This is a genomic window from Eilatimonas milleporae (assembly GCF_003688555.1).
GTDB lineage: Bacteria > Pseudomonadota > Alphaproteobacteria > Sphingomonadales > Kordiimonadaceae > Eilatimonas > Eilatimonas milleporae.
In genome coordinates, this window is the sequence record NZ_REFR01000016.1 from 49,954 (window position 1) to 71,443 (window position 21,490).

Annotated in this window: 16 protein-coding genes; 11 read left to right on the forward strand and 5 right to left on the reverse strand. The window is 58.1% G+C overall.

What is annotated here, in order from left to right; genetic code table 11:
• Nucleotides 1-43 precede the first annotated feature (43 nt).
• Together BXY39_RS17725 and BXY39_RS17730 are read right to left on the reverse strand one after the other, a co-directional pair.
• Complete coding sequence (locus tag BXY39_RS17725) at nucleotides 44-1,255, reverse strand: glycosyltransferase 61 family protein (RefSeq protein ID WP_121940245.1); 1,212 nt, start codon at nucleotides 1,253-1,255, stop codon at nucleotides 44-46.
• A 214-nt stretch (nucleotides 1,256-1,469) separates the two neighbouring features.
• On the reverse strand, nucleotides 1,470-3,746 hold the full coding sequence (locus tag BXY39_RS17730) for a hypothetical protein (RefSeq protein ID WP_121940246.1): 2,277 nt from the start codon (nucleotides 3,744-3,746) through the stop codon (nucleotides 1,470-1,472).
• 285 nt (nucleotides 3,747-4,031) lie between these two features.
• On the opposite strand from BXY39_RS17730, the gene BXY39_RS17735 reads away from it, so the two are divergent.
• The 3 genes from BXY39_RS17735 to BXY39_RS17745 are packed head-to-tail and all read left to right on the forward strand — an operon-like array spanning nucleotide 4,032 to nucleotide 8,485.
• On the forward strand, nucleotides 4,032-4,898 hold the full coding sequence (locus BXY39_RS17735; protein WP_121940247.1) for an MBL fold metallo-hydrolase: 867 nt from the start codon (nucleotides 4,032-4,034) through the stop codon (nucleotides 4,896-4,898).
• 50 nt (nucleotides 4,899-4,948) lie between these two features.
• Nucleotides 4,949-6,709, forward strand: coding sequence for a bifunctional protein tyrosine phosphatase family protein/NAD(P)/FAD-dependent oxidoreductase (locus BXY39_RS17740; protein WP_121940248.1), 1,761 nt, complete (start codon nucleotides 4,949-4,951; stop codon nucleotides 6,707-6,709).
• A gap of 36 nt (nucleotides 6,710-6,745) precedes the next feature.
• Entirely contained in the window at nucleotides 6,746-8,485 is a 1,740-nt protein-coding gene (locus tag BXY39_RS17745; RefSeq protein ID WP_121940249.1) for a SulP family inorganic anion transporter, read from the forward strand.
• Nucleotides 8,486-8,523: 38 nt separating this feature from the next.
• On the opposite strand, the gene BXY39_RS17750 is transcribed toward BXY39_RS17745, so the two are convergent.
• Nucleotides 8,524-9,987: a catalase gene (locus BXY39_RS17750; RefSeq protein ID WP_121940250.1), complete on the reverse strand. Its 1,464-nt coding sequence runs from the start codon at nucleotides 9,985-9,987 to the stop codon at nucleotides 8,524-8,526.
• Nucleotides 9,988-10,171: 184 nt separating this feature from the next.
• Nucleotides 10,172-10,618: an RrF2 family transcriptional regulator gene (locus tag BXY39_RS17755; protein ID WP_121940251.1), complete on the reverse strand. Its 447-nt coding sequence runs from the start codon at nucleotides 10,616-10,618 to the stop codon at nucleotides 10,172-10,174.
• 174 nt (nucleotides 10,619-10,792) lie between these two features.
• Here BXY39_RS17755 and BXY39_RS17760 point away from each other — a divergent pair, with 174 nt between their 5' ends.
• The 3 genes from BXY39_RS17760 to BXY39_RS20080 are packed head-to-tail and all read left to right on the forward strand — an operon-like array spanning nucleotide 10,793 to nucleotide 13,305.
• Complete coding sequence (locus BXY39_RS17760; protein WP_121940252.1) at nucleotides 10,793-12,190, forward strand: cytochrome ubiquinol oxidase subunit I; 1,398 nt, start codon at nucleotides 10,793-10,795, stop codon at nucleotides 12,188-12,190.
• A 9-nt stretch (nucleotides 12,191-12,199) separates the two neighbouring features.
• On the forward strand, nucleotides 12,200-13,201 hold the full coding sequence (gene cydB, locus BXY39_RS17765; protein ID WP_121940253.1) for a cytochrome d ubiquinol oxidase subunit II: 1,002 nt from the start codon (nucleotides 12,200-12,202) through the stop codon (nucleotides 13,199-13,201).
• Nucleotides 13,201-13,305: a DUF2474 domain-containing protein gene (locus tag BXY39_RS20080; protein WP_170163941.1), complete on the forward strand. Its 105-nt coding sequence runs from the start codon at nucleotides 13,201-13,203 to the stop codon at nucleotides 13,303-13,305. The genes cydB and BXY39_RS20080 overlap by 1 nt, the downstream gene beginning before the upstream one ends.
• Here the strand turns inward: BXY39_RS20080 and BXY39_RS19975 are convergent.
• On the reverse strand, nucleotides 13,302-16,208 hold the full coding sequence (locus BXY39_RS19975; protein ID WP_147453630.1) for a hypothetical protein: 2,907 nt from the start codon (nucleotides 16,206-16,208) through the stop codon (nucleotides 13,302-13,304). The two genes, BXY39_RS20080 and BXY39_RS19975, sit on opposite strands and share 4 nt — an antisense overlap.
• Nucleotides 16,209-16,295: 87 nt before the next feature.
• Between BXY39_RS19975 and BXY39_RS17775 the strand changes: the two genes are divergently transcribed.
• The 5 genes from BXY39_RS17775 (at nucleotide 16,296) to BXY39_RS17795 (ending at nucleotide 21,475) form a co-directional block, all read left to right on the forward strand.
• The gene (locus BXY39_RS17775) at nucleotides 16,296-17,429 is read left to right on the forward strand and encodes a glycosylasparaginase (protein WP_121940255.1); all 1,134 of its coding nucleotides are present in this window, start codon (nucleotides 16,296-16,298) and stop codon (nucleotides 17,427-17,429) included.
• A gap of 19 nt (nucleotides 17,430-17,448) precedes the next feature.
• On the forward strand, nucleotides 17,449-18,519 hold the full coding sequence (locus BXY39_RS17780; RefSeq protein WP_170163942.1) for an MBL fold metallo-hydrolase: 1,071 nt from the start codon (nucleotides 17,449-17,451) through the stop codon (nucleotides 18,517-18,519).
• 24 nt (nucleotides 18,520-18,543) lie between these two features.
• Complete coding sequence (locus tag BXY39_RS17785; protein ID WP_211332328.1) at nucleotides 18,544-19,971, forward strand: serine hydrolase domain-containing protein; 1,428 nt, start codon at nucleotides 18,544-18,546, stop codon at nucleotides 19,969-19,971.
• A gap of 144 nt (nucleotides 19,972-20,115) precedes the next feature.
• Nucleotides 20,116-20,679 (forward strand): peroxiredoxin family protein, encoded by a 564-nt coding sequence (locus BXY39_RS17790; protein ID WP_121940257.1) that lies wholly within the window; start codon nucleotides 20,116-20,118, stop codon nucleotides 20,677-20,679.
• Nucleotides 20,680-20,899: 220 nt separating this feature from the next.
• Nucleotides 20,900-21,475 (forward strand): hypothetical protein, encoded by a 576-nt coding sequence (locus BXY39_RS17795; RefSeq protein WP_147453631.1) that lies wholly within the window; start codon nucleotides 20,900-20,902, stop codon nucleotides 21,473-21,475.
• The last annotated feature ends 15 nt before the right edge of the window (nucleotides 21,476-21,490 follow it).

Consider the following 21,490-nt stretch of genomic DNA (forward strand, 5'->3'; position numbering starts at 1 on the left):
TGATCATATCCATTTATTTAATTGGAGCGATAATATGATCGTATCAAATCCTTAACCATGCCTTGGCTTTTTCAGATGCCAATACTTTGATAGACTGCCAGATGACCGTGGGGCGGCCAATTTTCTGTTCAAGGGCTTCGATTTGCATGTTTTTTTCATGCAGCGCCTTTGCCAGCAGTTCGATCATCACGTCGTGTGTTTCTGTTGAACGGCCCTGGTGCATAAGATGACGTGCGGCGTAGTCCCGGAAATCTTCAAAATAGGGGACGGTATCCATGCCTGGTGCTTCAGGGGGTATGAAACCGTGCTCCTTTAAAAAGTCGATAAGACAGTCCAGCGGGACATAGCGCAGGGCTGTCGGACCCTGACGGCCATCATTGTCCGGACCCGCAATGCGGCTGGTTTCCGTAAAAACCGACAGCGACAGACTTTTGTCCGCCAATGACTTGCGGGTGGCGAGTGTATCCCTTGTCTTCGGGCCTGCCACGGCGGCCCGTGAGATCAGAGCGGTTTTCATCCGGCATTTGGGCAGCAGGTCGAAAAGATGGCAGGCACTGCCATCGGAAATGACGAGTTGGCGCGCCGTTGAGACAGTGCGTAGCTGATCCGTCAATGCATGATTTTCAGGTTTGTAATTTACATATCCCTGGCGTGACAGATAGCTCTCAAAACTGGCCTCGCCGATAAAGCGCCTGCCGGGCACATGGCCTCTCAGCACTGCCAGTTTTTCAGGCCCCACACCCCGGTTCACACCGTTCCTGTCAGCCAGATCGTTCAAAAAACTCTCATAATCCGGATGGGGTGTCTGCCCGAGCGTTTTGCCCTGTTCGGGGATGGTCAGTCTGGTGACCACGCAAGGCTTGTCTGTTGTCATCCAGGACGACACACCGAAATAGGCCATATACTCCCTGAACAGCTGCGGCGGCTGTTCAGGCCCTAAAAAAAGGACTGTGGCTGTTTCAAATCCCGGTTCGCGCAGAATCCACAGCCGGTGCAGAAATTCCGCCGCCATATGACCGAAATGCCAGTGTGCGATGCCGCCAAAAACAAATTTCCGTCCCGTGTCCGGGTGCAGTCTGTCGCTGCCTGAAAGATCACGACGGACTGCCTCATCCCTGGGCTTGCCCCAGCGGCGATGGCGGCAAAAATCCGGCAGTCCTTCAGGGGCGGCCAGACCGCCGCGCAGCCGTGGCAGCAGTTTTTCAAAGGGCGCCAGCGCCACGTTTTCAAATTCTGCGTATCTTAGTCCGGCCATGATTTTTCCCGCGAAAATGGCGGCTGTGACGATAGAGGGGGTCTCTATGATTTTGTTTGGAATGCGGTGAGATTCTTTCAAGCGTCAATATGGAAAACAGCGCACTCCACCAGCCTGACGGCTGGTGGAAAAGCGACTGAGAAACAATCATAGCCCTATAGGGCTATGATGATATGCCTATACTGAAGGTGTGGGGCATCTGAAAACGGTACTCTTATCCGGTTTGCGGGGAAATACATGGGGTGACAGGCAGACCTGTTCTGTCCGCCGCCAGAAAGTGAACAAGTGTTTCTGCCGTCATGCAGGCGCTGATCTTCGCCCAATCGTCCAGTGTTTCCGCTGTTTTTCCTGAAAGGGACCAGCCAAGCGGCGGCGTGTTCGCGGAATTGATAAGCGCCCTGCCAAAGGGCGGCGCCGTGACGGCCAGCCGAGCCGACACACTGTTGAAAAAGTCTGTTTCCGCAAGCCTGGCCCGTGCTCCGCGTGTTGCCATCAGGCCCGTCAGTGGCCCGGTTTCGCGTGCAAACGGCCCTGTTAGCGCCGGGACAGGCTGTCCTGCATTGAACAACGCGAGGTCGCCGGACATGATCCGGGCCTTGTCCAGATCATTGAAAATTTGCATGCCGATAATGGTCACATCTGTTGGACCCGGGCGTTTGTCCTGACGTTTCGCAAGCACTGTACGGACCAGATGAACAAATTGTGCCCCGGTCAGTGCGCCGGAGTTTTCGAAATAGCCGCCATCGGCAACATGGATCGCCGCAGTCCGTTTGTGGTGGCCGCACTGATATTTCCGGAAGAGGGCATCGGCTTTGCCGGCGTCGCGGTGCGGCTGCATGGCGGTTTCAAACTGTCTGCACAGTATTTCGGCAGCCTGTTGCGTAAGCGGCACACGCCCCACGGGCGATATCAGTGGAAAGCGGGCGCTGCTGACGGCAGCGGTGGCCAATCCGATTTCGGTATCCCGGATAATCCCGGCCAAATCCAGTGTTTGCGGAAAAGTGTCTTTGGCGAGTGCAACGGATCCGGCGATGACGCGGCCTCCGGTCTCCACGCTGGTGGCGTTTATCAGCAGCGCAGGCGGGATATGACCACCGATGAAGGGACCGGTTTTTTCCAGTTGAGCACGTGTCGTCACCCATGGCCCCGGGTGATGACCGAACTCGCAAGCCCATGCCTGTTGCAGGGAAAACGCCAGTGCATCGGCCCGGTCATCTCCCGGGATGACGGGCAGGAAGCGCCGCAGCAGGTCTGCAAACAGCAATTTCGCCACAATCGGTGCCAGATGATCGCGGCGCAGGGCGGCTGCCGCGCGGCTGATACCCGGGTTTTGCGTTGTACAGTCGTCTGCCGTTTTTTCGCCCCCCATATGTGCGGCGTGAAGTGTGGCAAGACCGATGCTGCCGCCGGATACCCCGCTGAAGGCGATGACATGATCCCGGAAGGACCGCCCGTTCAACAGGCTGCGCAGGACGGGGGATTTATCCAGTTCCTCCAGGATGCGGACCGTCCAGTACGCGCTGCGGATACCGCCACCCTCCGATGCGACCACGAACACCGGAAGGGTATTATTTCCATCGTTTATCCAGTCCTGTCGGATATCGAGCCAATATTCGATATATTCTTTGACGGACGCACGTGCAGTGGTCTTGGCGGCCGGTGTCGACAGCAGCGTGTGATCGTCACTGAAAAAGCTGGCGAGAAAAGCAGCCAACAGGACCGTAACGGGAAAAGGGGGCCAGTGCTTATGGCGTGCCAGATAGATTAAGATCGTTCCAACCACTGCCCAGCATGCTGCGGCAAGCATGACAATCATCAGGGTTCCAAGGGTTGCGGGGAATGATACGGGGTATGCGATGATCAGCGATGTGATCAGAAACAGTGCGGCCAATACCCCCCAAACGGCAATTTTACTGCTGCGCGCAAGCGGTGCGCTGCCCGGCAGCAGCGGCACTGTATATGTGTCAAGAGATGAGAGCCTGCCGTGCGCAGCGTCGTCGTTCTGATCCAGTGGATTGGTCTGTTTTTTCCGCAAATAAGCCCTGCGGGCGATGAGGATAGTGAAAAGCCCTGCGGCCACAAGAAGGGAGATCAGCCCCCAAAAGGCCATCACCGGTGTTTCAGGCGAAAGCCTGACCTGTCCCAAAGCCAGGCCGATCAAAGGAAAAACAGCCAGCAGTCTCGGCCAGTATGAAATGATCAGGCGGGCCTTGCGCCTGTCCGCAGACACCGTTTTCAAATGGTGCATCAGAATGTCGTCGACACGATACAGCTGAAGCCGGGCGCAATACCAAAACGTCAGTCCGCTGACAACCGTGCCCAGATACAGGAAAGGTGTCTTACCCCGGAACATCATACCGTCCAGGATCAGATCCCGTGCCTGGCCAAGGCCGGGAAGGGACACGGCCAGAGCCAATGCCAGCAGGCTTACAAACCAGGACGGTGCAATGACCCGCCCGGAAAACAAAAGGCTCCGCCAGAACGCGCCCATGCGCCGGGTCCCATTGATTATCATTTTCCGCGTGTGGATATTCCGCCCTAATGGGCAATGGGGTAACCGCTTTGGTCGCCTTGTTCGCCCAATGCAGGAAAAATTAAGTATAAATCAATCGACGGCTGTCATCAATTGCGTGTTGTAATCCCGTGAGACTGACAGATTTCGCCAAGACAGTGCCTTATCAGCATGACTTTCTGCGGTCGTCCGACACATATGGGGATTGTAATTTTCCGCAAAAGTCTTAAAGTTATATTTTCCATATATCTTTTGGAGAGTAAGATGGTCAATCCCGTGGTAACGGCTTTTTTTGACGAGCCGACCTTTACATACAGTTACGTGGTCAGCGACCCTGAAAGCGGACGTGCCGCCATTATTGACAGTGTACATGATTATGACCCCGCATCGGGCCGGACGTCGACCGGGTCGGCCGATGAGATCATCGCCCATGTCACGGCAAAGGGACTGAAAATAGACTGGATTCTGGAAACCCATGTTCATGCCGACCATCTGTCCGCAGCCCCATATCTGAAGGAAAAGCTGGGCGGGCGGACGGCCATCGGTTTCAATGTAACGGCGGTACAGGACACTTTCGGTAAACTGTTCAACGTTGAGCCTGACTTCAGTGCCGGTGGCGATCAGTTCGATCGGCTGTTTCAGGACGGGGAGCGTTTTTCCATCGGTGGTCTGCAGGTGACCGCCCTGCATACGCCCGGCCATACCCCGGCCTGTATGACCTATGTGATCGGCGATGCGGCTTTTGTCGGCGATACTCTGTTCATGCCCGATTTCGGTACGGCACGGTGCGACTTTCCAGGGGGTGATGCACGCGTCCTTTATCAGTCCATCCGGAAAATCTTTGCCCTGCCCGATGATACGCGGCTGTTCATGTGCCACGATTATAAAGCGCCTGGCCGGGATTATTTCGCATATGAAACGACGGTCGGTGCAGAAAAGCGTGACAATATCCATGTCCATGACGGCATCAGCGAGGATGCATTCGTCGCCATGAGGACAGAGCGCGACGCACAGTTGGACATGCCCCGCCTAATCCTGCCGTCCGTACAGGTCAATATGCGGGCGGGTGAATTGCCGCCGGCCGAAGACAATGGTGTGCGGTATCTCAAAATTCCGATCGACGCTGTTTGAACGGCAGCCTGTTCCGGATCTGCGGGTGACATGCTTGAGGGAGCACGTTCATGAAGATCAACCAGTTATCGCCTTTTTTATCGGTCTCGCCGCAGATCGGGGTGCAGGATGTCGGCATTCTCGCGGCACAGGGGTTTCGTGCCATCGTCAGCAACAGGCCGGACGATGAGGCCGATGATCAACCGCCGAGACATGACATTGCGACGGCGGCAGAACGTCACGGCATGGTTTTTCGTCATATTCCGGTCGTCTCCGGCAAAATCACCGATGACGATATCGTCTCCTTTGCCGATGCCATGGCAAGCCTGCCGGGGCCTGTGCTGGCGTTTTGCCGTACGGGAACGCGGTCGGCCAGCCTTTGGGCCCTGTCTGAAGCGCGGCATCTGACCAGTGAGGCGCTTCTGCGGGCCACAGAACAGGCCGGCTATGATCTTTCAGGCTTGAAAGGCCGTCTGGACACCCTGTCCGAGACGGAGGCGATCTTTGCCCCCGTGCGTGACGACGCTGTCTTTGGCAGAACGGAAACCCACGATGTTGTGCTCGTGGGCGGGGGATCGGCCGGTATTGCCACTGCGGCCAGCCTTTTGAAACGTCGCCCCGGTCTTGACATTGTGGTGATTGAGCCCCGCGACCAGCATTACTATCAGCCCGGATGGACACTTGTCGGTGGCGGCGTTTTCGAGCGGTCTGACACCGAGCGCCCCATGTCCGAGATCATGCCCAAAGGGGTCCGCTGGGTCCGCGCGGCGGTTGCCGCTTTTGAGCCTGAGGCAAACCAGGTCGTTCTGGAAGACGGGGCGCGGCTGAAATACCGTACGTTGGTCGCGGCACCTGGCATAAAGCTGGACTGGGACAGGATCGAGGGTCTGCGTGAAACGCTGGGCCGCAATGGCGTCACGTCCAATTATCGCTTTGAAATGGCGCCTTATACGTGGGAACTCATCCAGACCCTGCGTGACGGTACGGCGTTGTTCACCCAGCCGCCGATGCCGATAAAATGTGCCGGTGCCCCGCAAAAGGCCATGTATCTGGCCTGTGATTACTGGCGGCGCCACGGTCGTCTGGACGACATCGATGTGCATTTTCTGAATGCCGGACCGGTTCTGTTCGGGGTTGAAGACTATGTGCCTGCTCTGATGACCTATGTTGAGCGGTACGGCATTGATTTGGATTTCAAGGAAAATCTAGTCGCTGTCGATGGTGCCGCCAAGGTCGCAACCTTTGAGGTAACGACGGCTGACGGGACGACGAAACCGGTCAGACGCGCCTTTGACATGATCCATGTCTGTCCGCCGCAAAGCGCGCCGGATTTTGTGCGCGACAGTCCATTGGCGGGTGATGGTGGCTGGATTGATGTCAGCCCCGAGACTTTGCAGCACAGCCGCTTCGGCAATATTTTCGGGTTGGGCGATGCGTGCTCTGCCCCCAATGCCAAGACAGCCGCCGCTGTTCGCAAACAGGCGCCGGTCGTGGCGGTGAACATTCTCAATGTTCTTGACGGTAAAAGTCCGCGCGCTGTTTATGACGGCTATGGGTCTTGCCCGTTGACGGTGGAGAGGGGCAAGATCGTGTTGGCCGAGTTCGGGTATGGCGGCAAGCTGCTGCCGACATTTCCCTCCTGGCTGGTCAATGGCCGCAAACCGACCCGGCTGGCCTGGCTTTTAAAGGAAAAATTGCTGCCCGATATATATTGGGACCTGATGCTTAAAGGGCGGGAATGGCTTGCCGGTCCGATATTGCTGCCCCATGAGCCTGCCGAACACGCAGCCCAGGAAGCTTGTGACACAGATGGCCGCCGCAAGGTTTCCTAAGCAGGGCAGGGCAACGAGTATGGGACGGATACCGTGATGTCCTTGCGGCGTTTTTTCCCCTGCCTGGAATGGGGCCGCGCCTATGACCGGACTGCCCTGACCCGCGATTTGCTGGCGGCGGTGATTGTAACCATCATGCTGATTCCGCAGTCGCTGGCCTATGCGTTGCTGGCCGGGCTACCGGCCGAGGTGGGGCTTTACGCAAGCATATTGCCGCTTGTCGCTTACAGTGTGTTCGGGACCAGCCGTGCACTGGCGGTGGGGCCGGTGGCGGTGGTCTCATTGATGACCGCGGCCGCCATTGGCACCCTTGGCATCAGCGACATGGGTGAAAAAATCACGGCGGCGTTGACGCTGGCGGCTTTGTCGGGCCTGTTGCTTGTGCTGTTCGGCATGTTGCGTCTGGGTTTTATCGCCAATCTTCTTTCCCATCCGGTGATATCGGGCTTTATCACCGCGTCCGGCCTGCTGATCGCCTTCAGTCAGATACGCCATATTCTGGGCATAGCGGCGGACGGTCATACGCTGGTCGGAATCGTTGCTGCCCTTGCCGACGGTATCGGCGACACCAATCCTGCCACTTTGGGTATCGGGCTTTTCTCCCTGGTGCTGCTGCTGGGTGTCCGTCGGTTTCTGACCGGCTTTCTGATCCGTTCCGGAATGAAACCCGACGGTGCGGCGCTGGTTGCCAGGGCGGGTCCGGTGCTGGCGGTGGTTTTGTCCATTCTCGGAGCCCGCCTTCTTGATCTTGAAGGATATGGCGTGGCGCTTGTCGGTGTCGTTCCGCAAGGTCTGCCCCCCCTGACATGGCCGTCTCTGACGACTGATCTGGTTTTGCGCCTGCTGCCGGCGGCGGCTCTGATCAGCCTGATCGGTTTTGTTGAAAGTGTGTCGGTGGCACAAACACTGGCGGCCCGCAAACGGCAACGTATCGACCTGGATCAGGAACTGGTCGGTCTGGGCGCCGCCAATCTCGCGGCTGCGGCCAGTGGCGGATATCCTGTGACCGGCGGTTTTGCCAGATCGGTCGTCAATTTTGATGCCGGCGCCGAGACCCCGGCTGCAGGAGCCTTCACCGCGGCCGGTATTGCTTTGGCGACGGTGTTTCTGACCCCGCTTCTGTACAGTTTGCCCAAGGCGACACTGGCGGCGACGATCATCGTCGCGGTGCTGTCCCTGGTCGATCTGGGGTCCATCCGGCGGACATGGCGTTATTCCAAAAGCGATTTCACCGCCATGGCCGCGACCATATCGCTGACCCTGACCGTCGGTGTCGAAGCCGGGGTAACCGCCGGTGTCTTGCTGTCGGTCTTGTTGTTTCTGTTCAAGACAAGCCGTCCGCACATGGCCATTGTCGGACTGGTGCCGGGGAGCGAACATTTCCGCAATATCGATCGGCACAGCGTGATCGTCAGCAGCAGGGTCATGACCCTGCGTGTTGACGAAAGCCTGTATTTCGCCAATGCGCGTTTTCTGGAAGACAGGATTTACGCTTTGGCGGCTGCGCATCCGGCGCTGGAACATTTTGTGCTGATGTGCCCGGCTGTGAATGAGATTGATGCCAGTGCGCTGGAAAGTCTGGAAGCCATCAATGACCGTCTCAGGGCGGCAGGCGTGACTTTCCATTTGTCCGAAGTCAAGGGGCCGGTCATGGACCGGCTGAAATGCTGCCATTTCCTGGATGATCTGACAGGCCAGGTCTTCCTGTCACAGTTTGAGGCCCTGAAAATACTGGACCCGTCCGTTCTGCAAACCGGAAATGCCGGGGGCAACTGACGGACTGCCCCCGGCATGATTTGATACGTATCACGGTCTTACCCAGCGGCATTCGTGTCTGCCGTTTCTGACAGGGCCTTGCGGATGCCGTTGCCATAATCGGGCGATACTTGTTCAAACAGGGCCAATTGTCGGTCCAGAATGAATTTCGGTACACCCGCCATCGCGCCGGCGATATTGGCGAACAGACGTGCTTTCTGGGCGTTGTCGAACAGGTTGAACAAATCCCGTACCTGGGCGAAATCGTCCACTTCCTGTTCATTGCCGTACCGGTCCGCATCGCCGGAAATGCGCAGGGGTGGCTCGGCCACGCCCGGATCTTCCGCCGGACCGCCGAATGAGTTCGGCTCGTAATAGGCGTCCGGATTGCCCGTATCGTTCCGGAAAAAGCGCATGGCGCCATCCTTGTGATAATGCGCGACCGGGGCCTTCGGTGCATTGACCGGGAGTGCCTCGTAATGCGTGCCCAGCCGGTGCCGGTGCGCATCCGCATAAGCAAAGAGCCGGCCTTGCAGCATCTTGTCGGGGCTGAAACCGATGCCGGGCACAATATTAGAGGGGCTGAAGGCGGCCTGCTCAATTTCGGCGAAATAATTGTCGGCGTTGCGGTTCAATTCCATCACGCCAACCTCGATCAACGGATAGTCGGCATGCGGCCAAACCTTCGTCAGGTCGAAGGGGTTGTAGGGTGTTTTCTCCGCATCCGCTTCCGGCATGATCTGCACGAAGACGCGCCACTGTGGATAATCGCCGTTCTCAATCCCGCCGAACAGGGCTTCCTGATAGCTTTCCCGGCTGTCACCTATGACCTTTGCCGCCTCTTCATTGGTGAAATGGCGATGGCCCTGCATGGTCTTGAAGTGCCATTTGATCCAGAAACGTTCACCTGAGTCATTCCAGAAGCTCAAAGTGTGGCTGGCATATCCGTTCATATACATCGGCGCTGTCGGCAGTCCCCGGTCCGACATCAGAATGGTGATCTGGTGCAGGCTTTCAGGATGCTGCGACCAGAAATCCCACATGGCCGTGGCGGACCGCAGATTGGTGCGGGGGTGGCGCTTCTGAGTACGGATGAAATCGGGAAATTTGTACGGGTCACGGATAAAGAAAATGGGCGTGTTGTTGCCCACCATGTCCCAGTTGCCTTCTTCGGTGTAGAATTTCACAGCGAAACCGCGGACGTCCCGCTCGGCGTCCGCCGCGCCCTGCTCGCCGGCCACGGTGGAAAAGCGGGCGAGAATTTCGGTTTCCTGACCGACGCGCGACAGAAAATGCGCCCGGGTATAGCGTGTCAGGTCATTTGTGACGCGAAAGGTTCCGAAAGCCCCCCAGCCTTTGGCGTGTACCACGCGTTCAGCTATGCGCTCCCGGTTCTGATGCGCCAGTTTTTCAATCAGCTGATAATCCTGCATCAGGACGGGCCCACGGGGCCCAGCCGTCAGGCTGTTCTGATTGGTGGCAATGGGGGCTCCCGCGGATGTCGTGAGTCTCTTCTGGGTCATGACGGTTTCTTTCCTGGCTTGCTGCTGGGCGGATGACGTGCCCGCCTTTACCAAATCGCTCAATGGCCACGGTGACGGATTGTGTCGATACCAGGCCAGTGCAATACGCAATCGGTAGCAGAAGTATGAAAATTCAGGAAATCGATTATTTTTTTGATAAAAAACTATTTATTAGATTAATGGTTCAGGCATGCCTGCCAGGCTCGGAGACGTTCAGCAAAGTCCGTAATTGACCGTCATTGCCGGTGATATCCGCGAGCGTCAGTGCATCCAGGACAGCCAGAAAAGCGTCGCGGGCCTTCACAAAGGCGCGGTTCAGGCGGCACACCGTCATCAGCGGACACGTATTGGTCAGCGGGTTGAAGCATTCCACTAGATCCATATCCCCCTCGGTATGGCGAACCACTTCACCGATGTTGATCTGGGCCGCCGGCCGGGCCAGCCTGATCCCGCCCTGCCGTCCGCGCACAGTTTCAAGATAGCCGAGCTGCCCCAACTGATGCGCCGCTTTCACCAGATGGGCCTTGGAAATACCGTATGCATCGGCAATGTCCTGAACCCGGCTGAGATTTTGCCCTTTGAGCGCGCAATACATCAGTGTGCGCAGGGCGAAATTGGTATAGGCCGTCATCTTCAAGGCATTTTCTCCTGCGACAATTTGGGTCAGTCAAAGGGCATTGTCAGTCCGGCGTGCCGCCTTATTGTTACATCCAACATATAAGTTTATTGGCAAATGCCGTTCCTGAACAGTTTCTTCGGGGGAGGAAGACAGGGAATGTGATGCACGTTTGAAGGAGGCGTCACCATGTTGGACTTTCTCGACGCGACGGTTCTGGCGCGGGCGCAGTTCGCCTTTACCGTTGCCTTTCATATTGTCTTTCCCGCCTTTTCCATCGGATTGGCATCGTATCTGCTGGTTCTGGAAGCCCTGTGGCTGAAGACGGGGCGTGCTGTTTATCTTGATACATTCAAATACTGGCTGAAGATTTTTGCCGTCGCCTTCGGTATGGGCGTCGTGTCCGGCATCGTCATGAGCTATCAGTTCGGCACCAACTGGTCCGTGTTTTCCGACAAGACAGGCCCTGTCCTCGGCCCCCTGATGGGATATGAGGTGCTGAGCGCTTTCTTTCTTGAGGCCGGTTTTCTTGGCGTTATGCTGTTCGGCATGAACCGTGTCGGGCGGGGATTGCATTTTTTCGCCACGGCGATGGTGGCGTTCGGCACGCTTTTTTCCGCATTCTGGATCCTGTCGGTGAACAGCTGGATGCAAACCCCTGCGGGTTTTGACGTGAATGAGGTGGGCCAGTTTATTGCTGTCGACTGGTGGGCCGTGGTCTTCAACCCGTCCTTTCCCTATCGTCTTGTGCATATGGTACTGGCCGCCTATCTGACCACCGCCTTTGTCGTCGGTGCCGTCGGTGCCTGGCATCTGCTCAGAGACAGGACCAATGATGGTGCCCGGCTCATGTTTTCCATGAGTTTGTGGATGGCCCTGATCGTTGCACCATTACAGGTGATTGCCGGCGATCTGCACGGTTTGAACACACTGGAGCACCAGCCGGCCAAGGTGGCGGCCATGGAAGGACATTTCGACACGCAGGCGGGTCAGCCGCTGATCCTGTTCGGCCTGCCGGATATGGACGCGGAAGAAACGAAATATGCCATCGAAATCCCCAGGCTGGGCAGCCTGATCCTGACCCATGACTGGAACGGGACTGTGAAGGGCCTGAAAGACTGGCCCCGAAACGAACGGCCCCCGGCGGCCATTGTTTTTTGGAGCTTCCGGATCATGGTCGGCCTTGGCCTTGCCATGGTTGTCGTCGGGGTTTGGGGGCTGGCGGTCCGCATGCGCCGCCGTTTGTATGACAGCCCCATGCTGAACCGTGCCATGGTGGTCATGGGGCCCTCGGGCTTTGTCGCCGTGCTTGCGGGATGGGTCACGACGGAGGTCGGCCGCCAGCCGTATACGGTTTATGGACTGTTGACGACTTCCAGATCGGTTTCGCCGCTGGATGCACCGGCGGTTGCAATCTCGCTGGGTTTGTTCGCCGTCGTTTATTTCATCGTGTTCGGGGCCGGTATCTTTTATCTGCTGCGCCTGATGGCCCGGCGTCCGGGAGATGACGGAGATCCCGATGAAACCGCGCCTGTCCGCGCTGTCAGCCCCGCTGCCGGGCCGGCCAGACCGCAACCGGCCGAATAGGAGGGCGCCATGATCGATCTGGCTTTTATATGGGCGTTTCTCATCGCATTTGCCATTCTGGCCTATGTCATTCTTGACGGCTTTGACCTTGGCATCGGTATTCTGTTTCCTCTTCTGCACCAAGGTGAGGAACGCGATGTCGCCATGAACAGTGTGGCCCCGGTCTGGGACGGCAATGAAACCTGGCTGGTGCTGGGCGGTGGCGGGCTTTATGCCACGTTTCCGCTGGCCTATGCCGTTTTGTTGCCGGCGCTTTATGTGCCGATCATCGCCATGTTGCTGGCCCTGGTGTTCCGGGGTGTGGCTTTTGAATATCGCTGGCGGACGGTGCGTGGCAGGGTCTGGTGGGACTGGGCTTTCGCCCTGGGATCAGGGATTGCCGCGTTCGCTCAGGGCATTACGCTAGGTGCGTTCATCCAAGGAGTCGAAGTGGCCGATCGCGCCTATGCCGGCGGCTGGTGGGACTGGCTGACCCCTTTCAGTATTCTGACGGGCGTTGCGCTCGTGACAGGCTATGCCCTCCTGGGGGCAACCTGGCTGGTGATGAAAACGGATGGCACCCTGCAGGTCAAGACGCGTTCTTTTGCACGTATCTGCGCCGCAGGCACGCTGGCGGCGATCGTTCTTGTCAGCCTGGCGACCCTTGGTCTTGATCACCGTTTCCTGGCCCGCTGGACAAGCTGGCCGGCCCTTCTGTATGCGGCGCCCGTCCCGTTTCTGGTGGCGGTTTTGGGGGGAGTGGTGTTTTCCGGGCTGGCGCAGGGCCGGGATGTGCTGCCGTTTCTGGCATCCGTCGGGCTCTTCATCCTGTCTTTTATCGGTCTTGGCATCAGCCTGTACCCCTATGTTGCCCCGCCGGATATCACCATCTGGCAGGCGGCTGCCCCAGACGGCAGTCTGATGTTTCTCCTGGTGGGGGCTGCGGTGATGCTGCCGATCATTCTGGCCTATACGGCATATGCTTATTGGGTGTTCCGGGGCAAGGTCAGGCCCGGTGACGGATACCACTGATGACCCGGTTTTATCAGGCCCTGTGGTTTGCGGCCCTTTGGGCCGGCGGCGTCCTGGCCGTCGGCCTTTTGGGCCTGCTGATCAAATGGGTGCTGGCTGCCTAGGTCGCCGGCGGAGATAGGGTGACATTCAGGGCACCCAGATCGTCAACACTGAGGCCGTCGATGAAAACGCTGCCTCCACCCGTATCGATCAGGACACCGCTGCTGCCGGCAAGAGTAGTGTTACTGATGGCGGAGGTCAGTTCCTCAATGCTCGTAAAGCGTGCCGTTACATTGGCGAGAAACAGAGCATCCTCGACAAGATCGAAGTCGGAAATCCGGTCGTCCCCATGTATACCGGCAAAGAAAAACGCATCGCTGCCGGTGCCGCCGCTCAGGATATCGTTGCCGCCGGCGCCAAACAGGCGATCGTCGCCCTCTCCTGCGGAAATGTCATCATCGCCGCTGCCGCCGAACAGTTGATCGGCACCACTGCCACCGTCAATGGTGTCATTTCCGCCGCCGGCGAAAACCGCATCATCGCCGGTGCCCCCGTCCAGGCTGTCATCACCGTTGTCCGCCCCACCGAAGAGGGTGTCATCCCCGCCTGCCGCGACAAGACGGTCATTTCCGGCGCCGCCGCCCAGTTCGTCATTTCCGCCGCCGCCGACAACCGTGTCCGTCCCGGCCCCGCCAAAAGCGATGTCCGGCGCTGTCCCAACGGATACAGCTTCACCGATCTGAGCCATGCCGTCGCCGTTTTCGTCATTCCAGGCGCTGCTGAAGACTCTGTCATCCCCGCTGCCGCCGAACAATGTATCGCTGCCGAAATCGTCCGCATCGAAACCGGCTGTCACATCCCCCACAAGCAGGTCGTTGCCGGCGCCGCCGACGCCGCCGTCATCGCCGGTGCCACCGATATACACATCCGCGCCGGTATCGCCGGGACCGGCGAAAAACTGGTCATTTCCGGCCCCGCCCATCAGCGTGTCGTTCCCACCACCGCCCGAGACCGTGTCATCGCCAAGCCGCCCGTCAATGCGGTCGTCACCGCCATTGCCGATCAGCCTGTTGGCTGCATCGTTTCCGCTGAGCGTATCGCCGAGTTCGGTTCCGATGACCCGCTCGATGATGGTATCGGATGTGATCTGCACGGTTGTGGAATAACTGCTGTCCCCGACTCCGTTGCCGAAATAGGTAACCTCGGACCCGATATCGAGCAGACTGCCGGGTGTCAGGTCCACGGACACACCCTCGCTGGCTGTACCGGTAAAGCGGATGACATCATTGCCGCCCGTATCCCAAAGCCCTTCCCAGTGAAAGCCTTCAAGATTGAAAACATGTTCAGTGTTGCCGTCCGTGATCCCGGGGGCGGCGCCGTACAGGAATTGCAAGGCCTCGATATCCATGGCCTGCAGGCCGGTTGTACTCTGGAAGCTGAATGCCCCATCGAACAGGGCGGACTGACGGACGGATGTTACCATGATGGTGAATTCGATGCCGTCGATCGTCAGATCCGTCGGGGTGCCGCCATCGCCGTCATCCACATGTTTAAGACCGAGTGCGTGCCCTACTTCATGCGTGAAGACCGTGACAAGATCCTGACCGCTCAGGCCGGGTTCCAGCCAGACATCGCTGCCCACGCCGGAAAACGGGAAGAAGGCGACACCGGCGGCACCGCGATCATCGACAACGGTTGATTGTCCGACACGAATGGTACCCACGGCACCACCGGCTTCGTCCACTTCGACAAAGTCCACATTGATAATCCCTTCCAGCATATCCAGAACATCACGGACCACGTCGCGCTGTTCCTGCGTACTGGGTATGAAACCGGTGGGAAAGTCGGAGTCTGCGTCCAAGCCTTCATAATCGCTGAAATCCGAGCCTGTTTCCGGAAAACTGAATGTGATAACGAGGGGGTCGCCGCTGGCATTCGGAATATAACGGGACCCGGATACGATCGGTGCAAAGAACGCATCCGGCGATGGCAGTCTGTCAAACTCCACATCCAGCTGGTCGCTGGCAAAGATGAAATCACCGGCAGTCAGACTTGCAAGCGGTGTGTCGGACAGTGTCAGAACCTGGTTGCTGTTAAGTCGAATGATGGTATCGGCGCCATCCTGAACGGCATTGGTCCGTACGGCATCCAGACTGAAGAAATTGCGAAATCCGCTGAGTTCAATGCGGTCCCCGTCGCTTTGAGAAAAATCGCTGATGGTGACATCCGAGGCATCGCCGATGACAAAACGGTCCGTGCCGCTGCCGCCGACAAGGGTGTCCGTGCCACTGTCCGCGATCAGCCGGTCCGCGCCGCTGCCGCCGTTCAGGCGGTCATCGCCCGTGCCTCCGACCAGTGTGTCGTCGCCGTCCGCGCCGTTAAGCGTATCGTTTCCCGCCAACCCTTCGATAAAATCGGCCTCTGTGCCGCCTTGAAGCGTGTCGGCAGTGTCGCTTCCGCTGATCAGAGAGGCCGGCCGTGACACTTCGCTTACATTCAACTGATAGGCGCCTGTTTCGGTGCTCCATGCGCCGGCTACGATGAAATAATCGCCACCGGACGTAGGTGTGAACTCCAATCGGGAATCGCGTTGGATGCCGGCGACAATATCGTCATTGCTGATGCCAAGGGTGTTTCCGTTCGGATCGATGATGTCCAGAATATAGGGGTCCACCAGTTCGGTACTGCCACCCGTGGCGGTCCGGTCCACGCCGAACATGTCGATCCGATAGGTGACGCCGGCTTCTAGGCGAACGGCGATATAGTCGTTATCCAGTTCCGGGTCGATGCTGCCGAGGATACCGTCGCCGACATCCACCCTTCCCGTAGATGCGGTATCGGAAGAGAAATCACCCAGTTCTTCTTCACCCGTTGCCACGGCCGCGATGCGCTGATCCTGACCGGGGTCCGTGGCAGGGTTTTCCGTCGATGTGTTGTCTTCAGGCAGAGGGCGCGGATCCGTCTGGTGACATGCGCCGCCATGGGAGGGATGACCACAATGTGAACAGAGAAGGGGTCTTTGCATGTCATTCACATCCTTGCTTTCCGTCCGTGCATGGGCATGATCGGCTGCGGGAGATAACCATCAGGTTAACAGCATGGGGGTAATGATATGACAAACGCAATCAACCGCCGTCAGCTTTTGGCGGGTGGCCTGGCTGCCGGTACCATGGGAGCCGGGGTTCTGGCGGGTTCCAGTGCCAGCCGTGCCGTACAGGCGCCGGCTGTGCATTCTGCGAAAACCAAGCCTGCCGTTATCGCGTCCGGTAATGGCAACATCTACAAAAACGGTGGAACCGAGACCTGCGTTGAGCGGGCGTTCCGCCTGATGACGGAAGGCACCGACGTGCTTGAAGCCCTGATCGCAGGGGTCAACATTGTCGAGGAAGATCCCGAGGACACCAGTGTCGGTTTCGGTGGATTGCCCGATGCTGATGGCCGTGTCACGCTTGACAGTTGCTGCATGCACGGTCCGAAAAAACGGGCGGGCGGTGTCGGCGCCCTCAAGGGCGTGCGCACGCCGTCCAAGGTTGCCCATATGGTCGCCGAACAGACGGATCATCACTTGCTGGTCGGTGAAGGCGCGCAGACATTCGCCCGTAACATGGGCTTCAGCATCGAAGACGACCTGAATTCGACCCGGTCGCGTCAGCTGTGGCTGGAATGGAAACGCAGAACGGACAGCCGCCATTACCTCAATCCTGCCGAGAGGGCTGCTGTGGGTCACACTGTCGGGCTGCAGATGGTGGCTGAAGGCAAGATCGACCCGGATCATTATTACGGGACCATCAACTGCAACGGCGTTAATGCGGCTGGCGATGTTTGCGGTGTGACAACCACGTCCGGTCTGGCGTGGAAAATACCGGGCCGTGTTGGCGATTCCCCCATACTGGGTGCCGGCCTTTATGTGGACAATACCGCCGGTGCGGCAGGGTCCACCGGGCGGGGTGAGGCCAATTTGTATAATCTGGCTTCTTTCCTGATCGTTGAAAAACTTCGCGAAGGGTTGCATCCGAAAGATGCCGGCATTGCCGCCTTACGCCGGATTGTGGAAAATACGGTGGAACGCCGCCTTCTGGATGAGGCCGGCCGGCCCGCCTTCAATGTGAATTTTTATGTCCTGTCAAAATCCGGCGAGCATGCGGGCGTTGCCCTATATGGCGGGCCAACGCGGCGCTATGCCGTCGCGACGGAGGCCGGCTCGGACCTTCTGCCGATCGAGGGCCTGTTCGGCGACCGCACATAGACCCGGACGGGGAAACATCATGACAGCAATGGTCCGCGCTCTGTCACGCACCATCCGGCGTCCGACGCGCAGGAGCTTTCTGGCGGGTGTAGGGGCCGCTGCTGTGGCAGGATACACGGCGCGTCATGCAACAGCCCTGGACGGTGTGAACGCTGCTATGACGGGCATGGCCCCCATCGGCAGGATTGTCGACGAGCAGCCTTTTGCACGGCTGGAGACCGTGGGTGACGGTATCTGGGCGGCTGTATCCACACCGTTGAAACCGGACGGCGGTTTTGGGGCTGTTGATACGCTTTGCAATGGCGGTCTCATATTGGGGGATGACCATGTGGTCGCCATTGATGCGTTTTACAGGCCAAGCGGGGCCGCATGGCTGGCCGGTCTGTCGGAAAAATTGACGGGGCGACGCCCGACCCATGTGATTGTGACGCATCTTCACGCCGATCATAGCGGTGGACTGGCGGGGTATTTTCACAATGGTGCGGGTCCCGACATCATTATGACCGAGACCACCCGGCGGTTGATCAATGACCGCTATGGCAGCGGTGCGCAAAAAGCAGACACACCTTTCACGCGGCCGCCGATTCAGGTTGTCGGACCGACGCAGATTTTGTCGCAAGAGACGTCCCCCGTATCCTTCGACATTGGCGGGCGCATACTCACTATCGACCCGCTTGCCGGGCACACGCCCAGCGATCTGGCCATTCACATCGATAATGCCGCCGTGCAGTTTGCCGGTGATCTTGTCTGGCAGGGCCTGTTTCCGAATTATGTGGATGCGATACCCTCGCGTCTGAAAACGTCCGTCGCCCATCTGCTGCGGGAGCCGGATACGCTGATTGTCACCGGTCACGGCGGTCTGGCCTATGCGCGGGATCTGGGATCTTACGTCCGTCTGCTGGACGCGGTGGAGCAGGCTGCGCGCGTGTCCTTTGCAGGTGGTGTTTCGGCGGCGGATGGTGCGGCAGGCTTCGTCATGCCGGCTGATACTGCCGGTTGGCATCTGTTCAATCCGCGTTATGTGGAAATTGCCTTTACCGCCTGGTACCGGGAGTGGGAGACGGCAGCAGGGCGCTCTTTCGCGGACTGAGCGGTTAATCTAAGGGGGGAACTGATGTTCAAATCGAAACAAGGATGGCGGGCGCTGCCTGTTCTATGTCTGGCCGGCCTTGCCGGTATGGCGGCCAGTGCCGATGAAACCGCATGGACGGAAAAAGCCTATGCCGCCGGCTACAAGGCCGCTTTCACATGCAGTGCGACATTCAATGCGGGCAAAAACCCGGACAGAATCGCCGCCGACGAATTGAGCGGTGTCTACCGTGCCTACGCGCCCCTGATCGAGGACCTGCCGGATGCGGTCATCAACCGGGCGTCCCGTACGGTGTCCGTCACGTATGATGATGCCATGCCGCCACGGCATGCCGTTTGGCGGCCCAATCTGGGATGTACGCAATTGCCTGTCGGCGCCGGCCTGGAGATCGCCACCCATCTACCCCGCATCACCCTTGATGTACCGGCCGCCGACAGCGATGCACCGTGGACAGTCCGGTCTCCTGTGAACGGGGATAGCGGCCATGCGGCTTTGGATATGCTTGTGGCCGGTGCTTTCGGCAACCCGGAGTATGGCCGGGATGCCAAGACCAGCGCCATATTGATCGTAACGCCGACCCGCATACTGGCCGAACATTATGTGCCGGGATTTTCTCCGGACACCAGCCAGCGAACATGGTCCGTGGCGAAAAGCATTGCCGCAACGATCATTGGTGCGGCAGTTGAGCGGGGCATTCTTGATGTGAAAACGCCGGCCCCCATACCGGAATGGCAGCATCCCTCGGACCCGCGCCGGATGATCACGCTTGAAAACCTGTTACATATGGCGAGCGGCCTGGACAGCAACAAGGCGGGCAACCGCACGGATCGCCTGTATCTTGGCGGTGGCCTGGTGACAGACACGGCCAGCCGTGCCGCCCTGGAGGCACCGCCGGGTTTGCGGTGGAAATATGCCAACAATGATACGCTGTTGGCGGTGCGGGCGCTCAGAGCCGCCATGACCGATGACGATGCCTATTGGCGTTTTCCTTTTGAGGCTCTTTTTCACAGAATCGGCATGCATGATACCGTGCCCGAAACGGACTGGCAGGGTAATTTCATTCTATCCAGTCAGGTCTGGACCACTGCGCGTGATCTTGCCCGGCTCGGTCTTCTCTATCTGCATGACGGTGTTTGGCAGGGCAGGCGCATCCTGCCCGAAGGCTGGGCGCGGTATGTGGCGACACCGGCGCCGTCACAGCCGCCGCGTGAGCGGGGCAACGGCAGTCCCTATCCGGGCTACGGCGCCCAGTTCTGGTTATATAATGACCGCTTTTCCGAGGTGCCGGACGACAGTTTTGCCATGTTGGGCAACCGCGGCCAGATTGTTTTGATCATCCCAAGCCGGGATATGGTGATTGTGCGCCGCGGATATGATCCCGCAGGGGGCGAAGGCTTCAAAATAGAGCGTTTCGCCAGGGATGTTCTGGCCGCGTTGGACGGTGTTCTTTAAAAGTCTGCCCTGTTGGTCGCGGTCATCTCGCGCAGCTGTGAGAGGATGTGTCTTCGGATTATGACCCATGCCTGTTAGATCGGAGGTGTTCAGACTTTCGCTGATCAACTTTCAGGCTATGACACATTGGAGAGGGGTCTATTCATGCTGCGCCGCGCAAGTTTTCTGCTGGTATTGATATCGGGTTTGACGTCTGTGGCTGCGATGGCGTCCGACCTTTCCGATCTGGGCCCGGCCATCGGATCCAAAATCCCCCATGACCTGACGGCTCCCGATCAGGAGGGTGTCGAACAGTCTTTCAACACGCTCACAGGTGAAAAAGGGGCGGTCCTGGTTTTTTTCCGTTCCGCCAAATGGTGCCCGTTTTGCCAGAAGCAGCTGATTCAGATGCAAGCGGCCCAGTCTGGCATCAAGGCGCGCGGATATAAACTGATTGCGATCAGTTATGACACGGTGCCGCAACTGGCCCAGTTTGCCGGAAAGCGCAAGATTGGCTATACGCTTTTGTCCGATCAGGGGTCGCGCATCATAGATGCCTTCGGTATCCGCAATGATACCTATGCCTCGGATCATTATGCCTACGGTGTGCCGTATCCTCTGATTCTTGTGGTCGACAGTACCGGTCTGGTGCGGGCCAAACTCTGGGAAGAAAGCTACCGCGATCGTCCGGAAACCGTTGTCATCCTTGAAGCTATCGACGGGCTCTGACACTGGTTGACGATCCGGGGTTCTTACCTTTTTTCTTTTATAATCAGGACTTTGTGGGAATTAAGTCGTTCCGTCGATTTCTTTGTCCACTTTAAGTCGCTTCAACATCGCGGCGGTCTGCGTCATCTCTTTATTCAGGTTAGGTTCAAGATTAAGGCGCCATAATACGCTGATTGGTTGATTAAGCAGTGACGCCTCTATTGTTTGAAGGAGGACAAAAATGAGAGTCTTTCGCACCCTGATGACAGCAGCCCTGGCAACCGCCAGTATCGCCGTTGCCGGTTTTTCCGGAGCCACTTACGCGCAGTCTAATGATGTTCCTATCAACGGTGTTCTGGTCAACGATGTTTTGGCACCCAATATTCTGGCTGGAAAAAGCCAGGTTCGTGTTCAGGCCATTTCAGTCGGCAACCGTCCCGTTGCCGTGATTGTCCAGCGCCGTGATGCCGTTTTGTTTTCCGACGGCCGTTTGACCGTTCGGCAAAACCGCGTGCTTTATCGTACGGCTCTGCCGGTCCGGGGGCCGGAGCTGGACGGTGAGGACCTTACCCGCGCCGTCGATTATGCACGGGCCAGCAATACCGTACGTCTTGCCCTGAGCCAACCGATCGACAAAAGCGGCCTTCAAGCGCCTGTCATTCCTGTCCGGCAAAACTGGAACGACCGTGTTTTCGGCCTTGAACGCCAAGGGTTCAATGGTGTGGATGACCGTTACAATATGATACGGCCTGACACAGCAGCTGTCCGGACTGCTTTCCGTTTCAACCTCAACGACGTTGTCGGCAAGCTGAAATAAAAGCGTGTGTTTAAG

Excerpts from the sequence above, each read along its gene's own strand:
- BXY39_RS17725 (WP_121940245.1), bottom strand. The coding sequence starts at position 1,255 with ATGGCCGGACTAAGATACGCAGAATTTGAAAACGTGGCGCTGGCGCCC.
- BXY39_RS17730 (WP_121940246.1), bottom strand. The coding sequence starts at position 3,746 with ATGGGCGCGTTCTGGCGGAGCCTTTTGTTTTCCGGGCGGGTCATTGCA.
- BXY39_RS17735 (WP_121940247.1), top strand. The coding sequence starts at position 4,032 with ATGGTCAATCCCGTGGTAACGGCTTTTTTTGACGAGCCGACCTTTACA.
- BXY39_RS17740 (WP_121940248.1), top strand. The coding sequence starts at position 4,949 with ATGAAGATCAACCAGTTATCGCCTTTTTTATCGGTCTCGCCGCAGATC.
- BXY39_RS17745 (WP_121940249.1), top strand. The coding sequence starts at position 6,746 with ATGTCCTTGCGGCGTTTTTTCCCCTGCCTGGAATGGGGCCGCGCCTAT.
- BXY39_RS17750 (WP_121940250.1), bottom strand. The coding sequence starts at position 9,987 with ATGACCCAGAAGAGACTCACGACATCCGCGGGAGCCCCCATTGCCACC.
- BXY39_RS17755 (WP_121940251.1), bottom strand. The coding sequence starts at position 10,618 with ATGACGGCCTATACCAATTTCGCCCTGCGCACACTGATGTATTGCGCG.
- BXY39_RS17760 (WP_121940252.1), top strand. The coding sequence starts at position 10,793 with ATGTTGGACTTTCTCGACGCGACGGTTCTGGCGCGGGCGCAGTTCGCC.
- cydB (WP_121940253.1), top strand. The coding sequence starts at position 12,200 with ATGATCGATCTGGCTTTTATATGGGCGTTTCTCATCGCATTTGCCATT.
- BXY39_RS20080 (WP_170163941.1), top strand. The coding sequence starts at position 13,201 with ATGACCCGGTTTTATCAGGCCCTGTGGTTTGCGGCCCTTTGGGCCGGC.
- BXY39_RS19975 (WP_147453630.1), bottom strand. The coding sequence starts at position 16,208 with ATGCAAAGACCCCTTCTCTGTTCACATTGTGGTCATCCCTCCCATGGC.
- BXY39_RS17775 (WP_121940255.1), top strand. The coding sequence starts at position 16,296 with ATGACAAACGCAATCAACCGCCGTCAGCTTTTGGCGGGTGGCCTGGCT.
- BXY39_RS17780 (WP_170163942.1), top strand. The coding sequence starts at position 17,449 with ATGACAGCAATGGTCCGCGCTCTGTCACGCACCATCCGGCGTCCGACG.
- BXY39_RS17785 (WP_211332328.1), top strand. The coding sequence starts at position 18,544 with ATGTTCAAATCGAAACAAGGATGGCGGGCGCTGCCTGTTCTATGTCTG.
- BXY39_RS17790 (WP_121940257.1), top strand. The coding sequence starts at position 20,116 with ATGCTGCGCCGCGCAAGTTTTCTGCTGGTATTGATATCGGGTTTGACG.
- BXY39_RS17795 (WP_147453631.1), top strand. The coding sequence starts at position 20,900 with ATGAGAGTCTTTCGCACCCTGATGACAGCAGCCCTGGCAACCGCCAGT.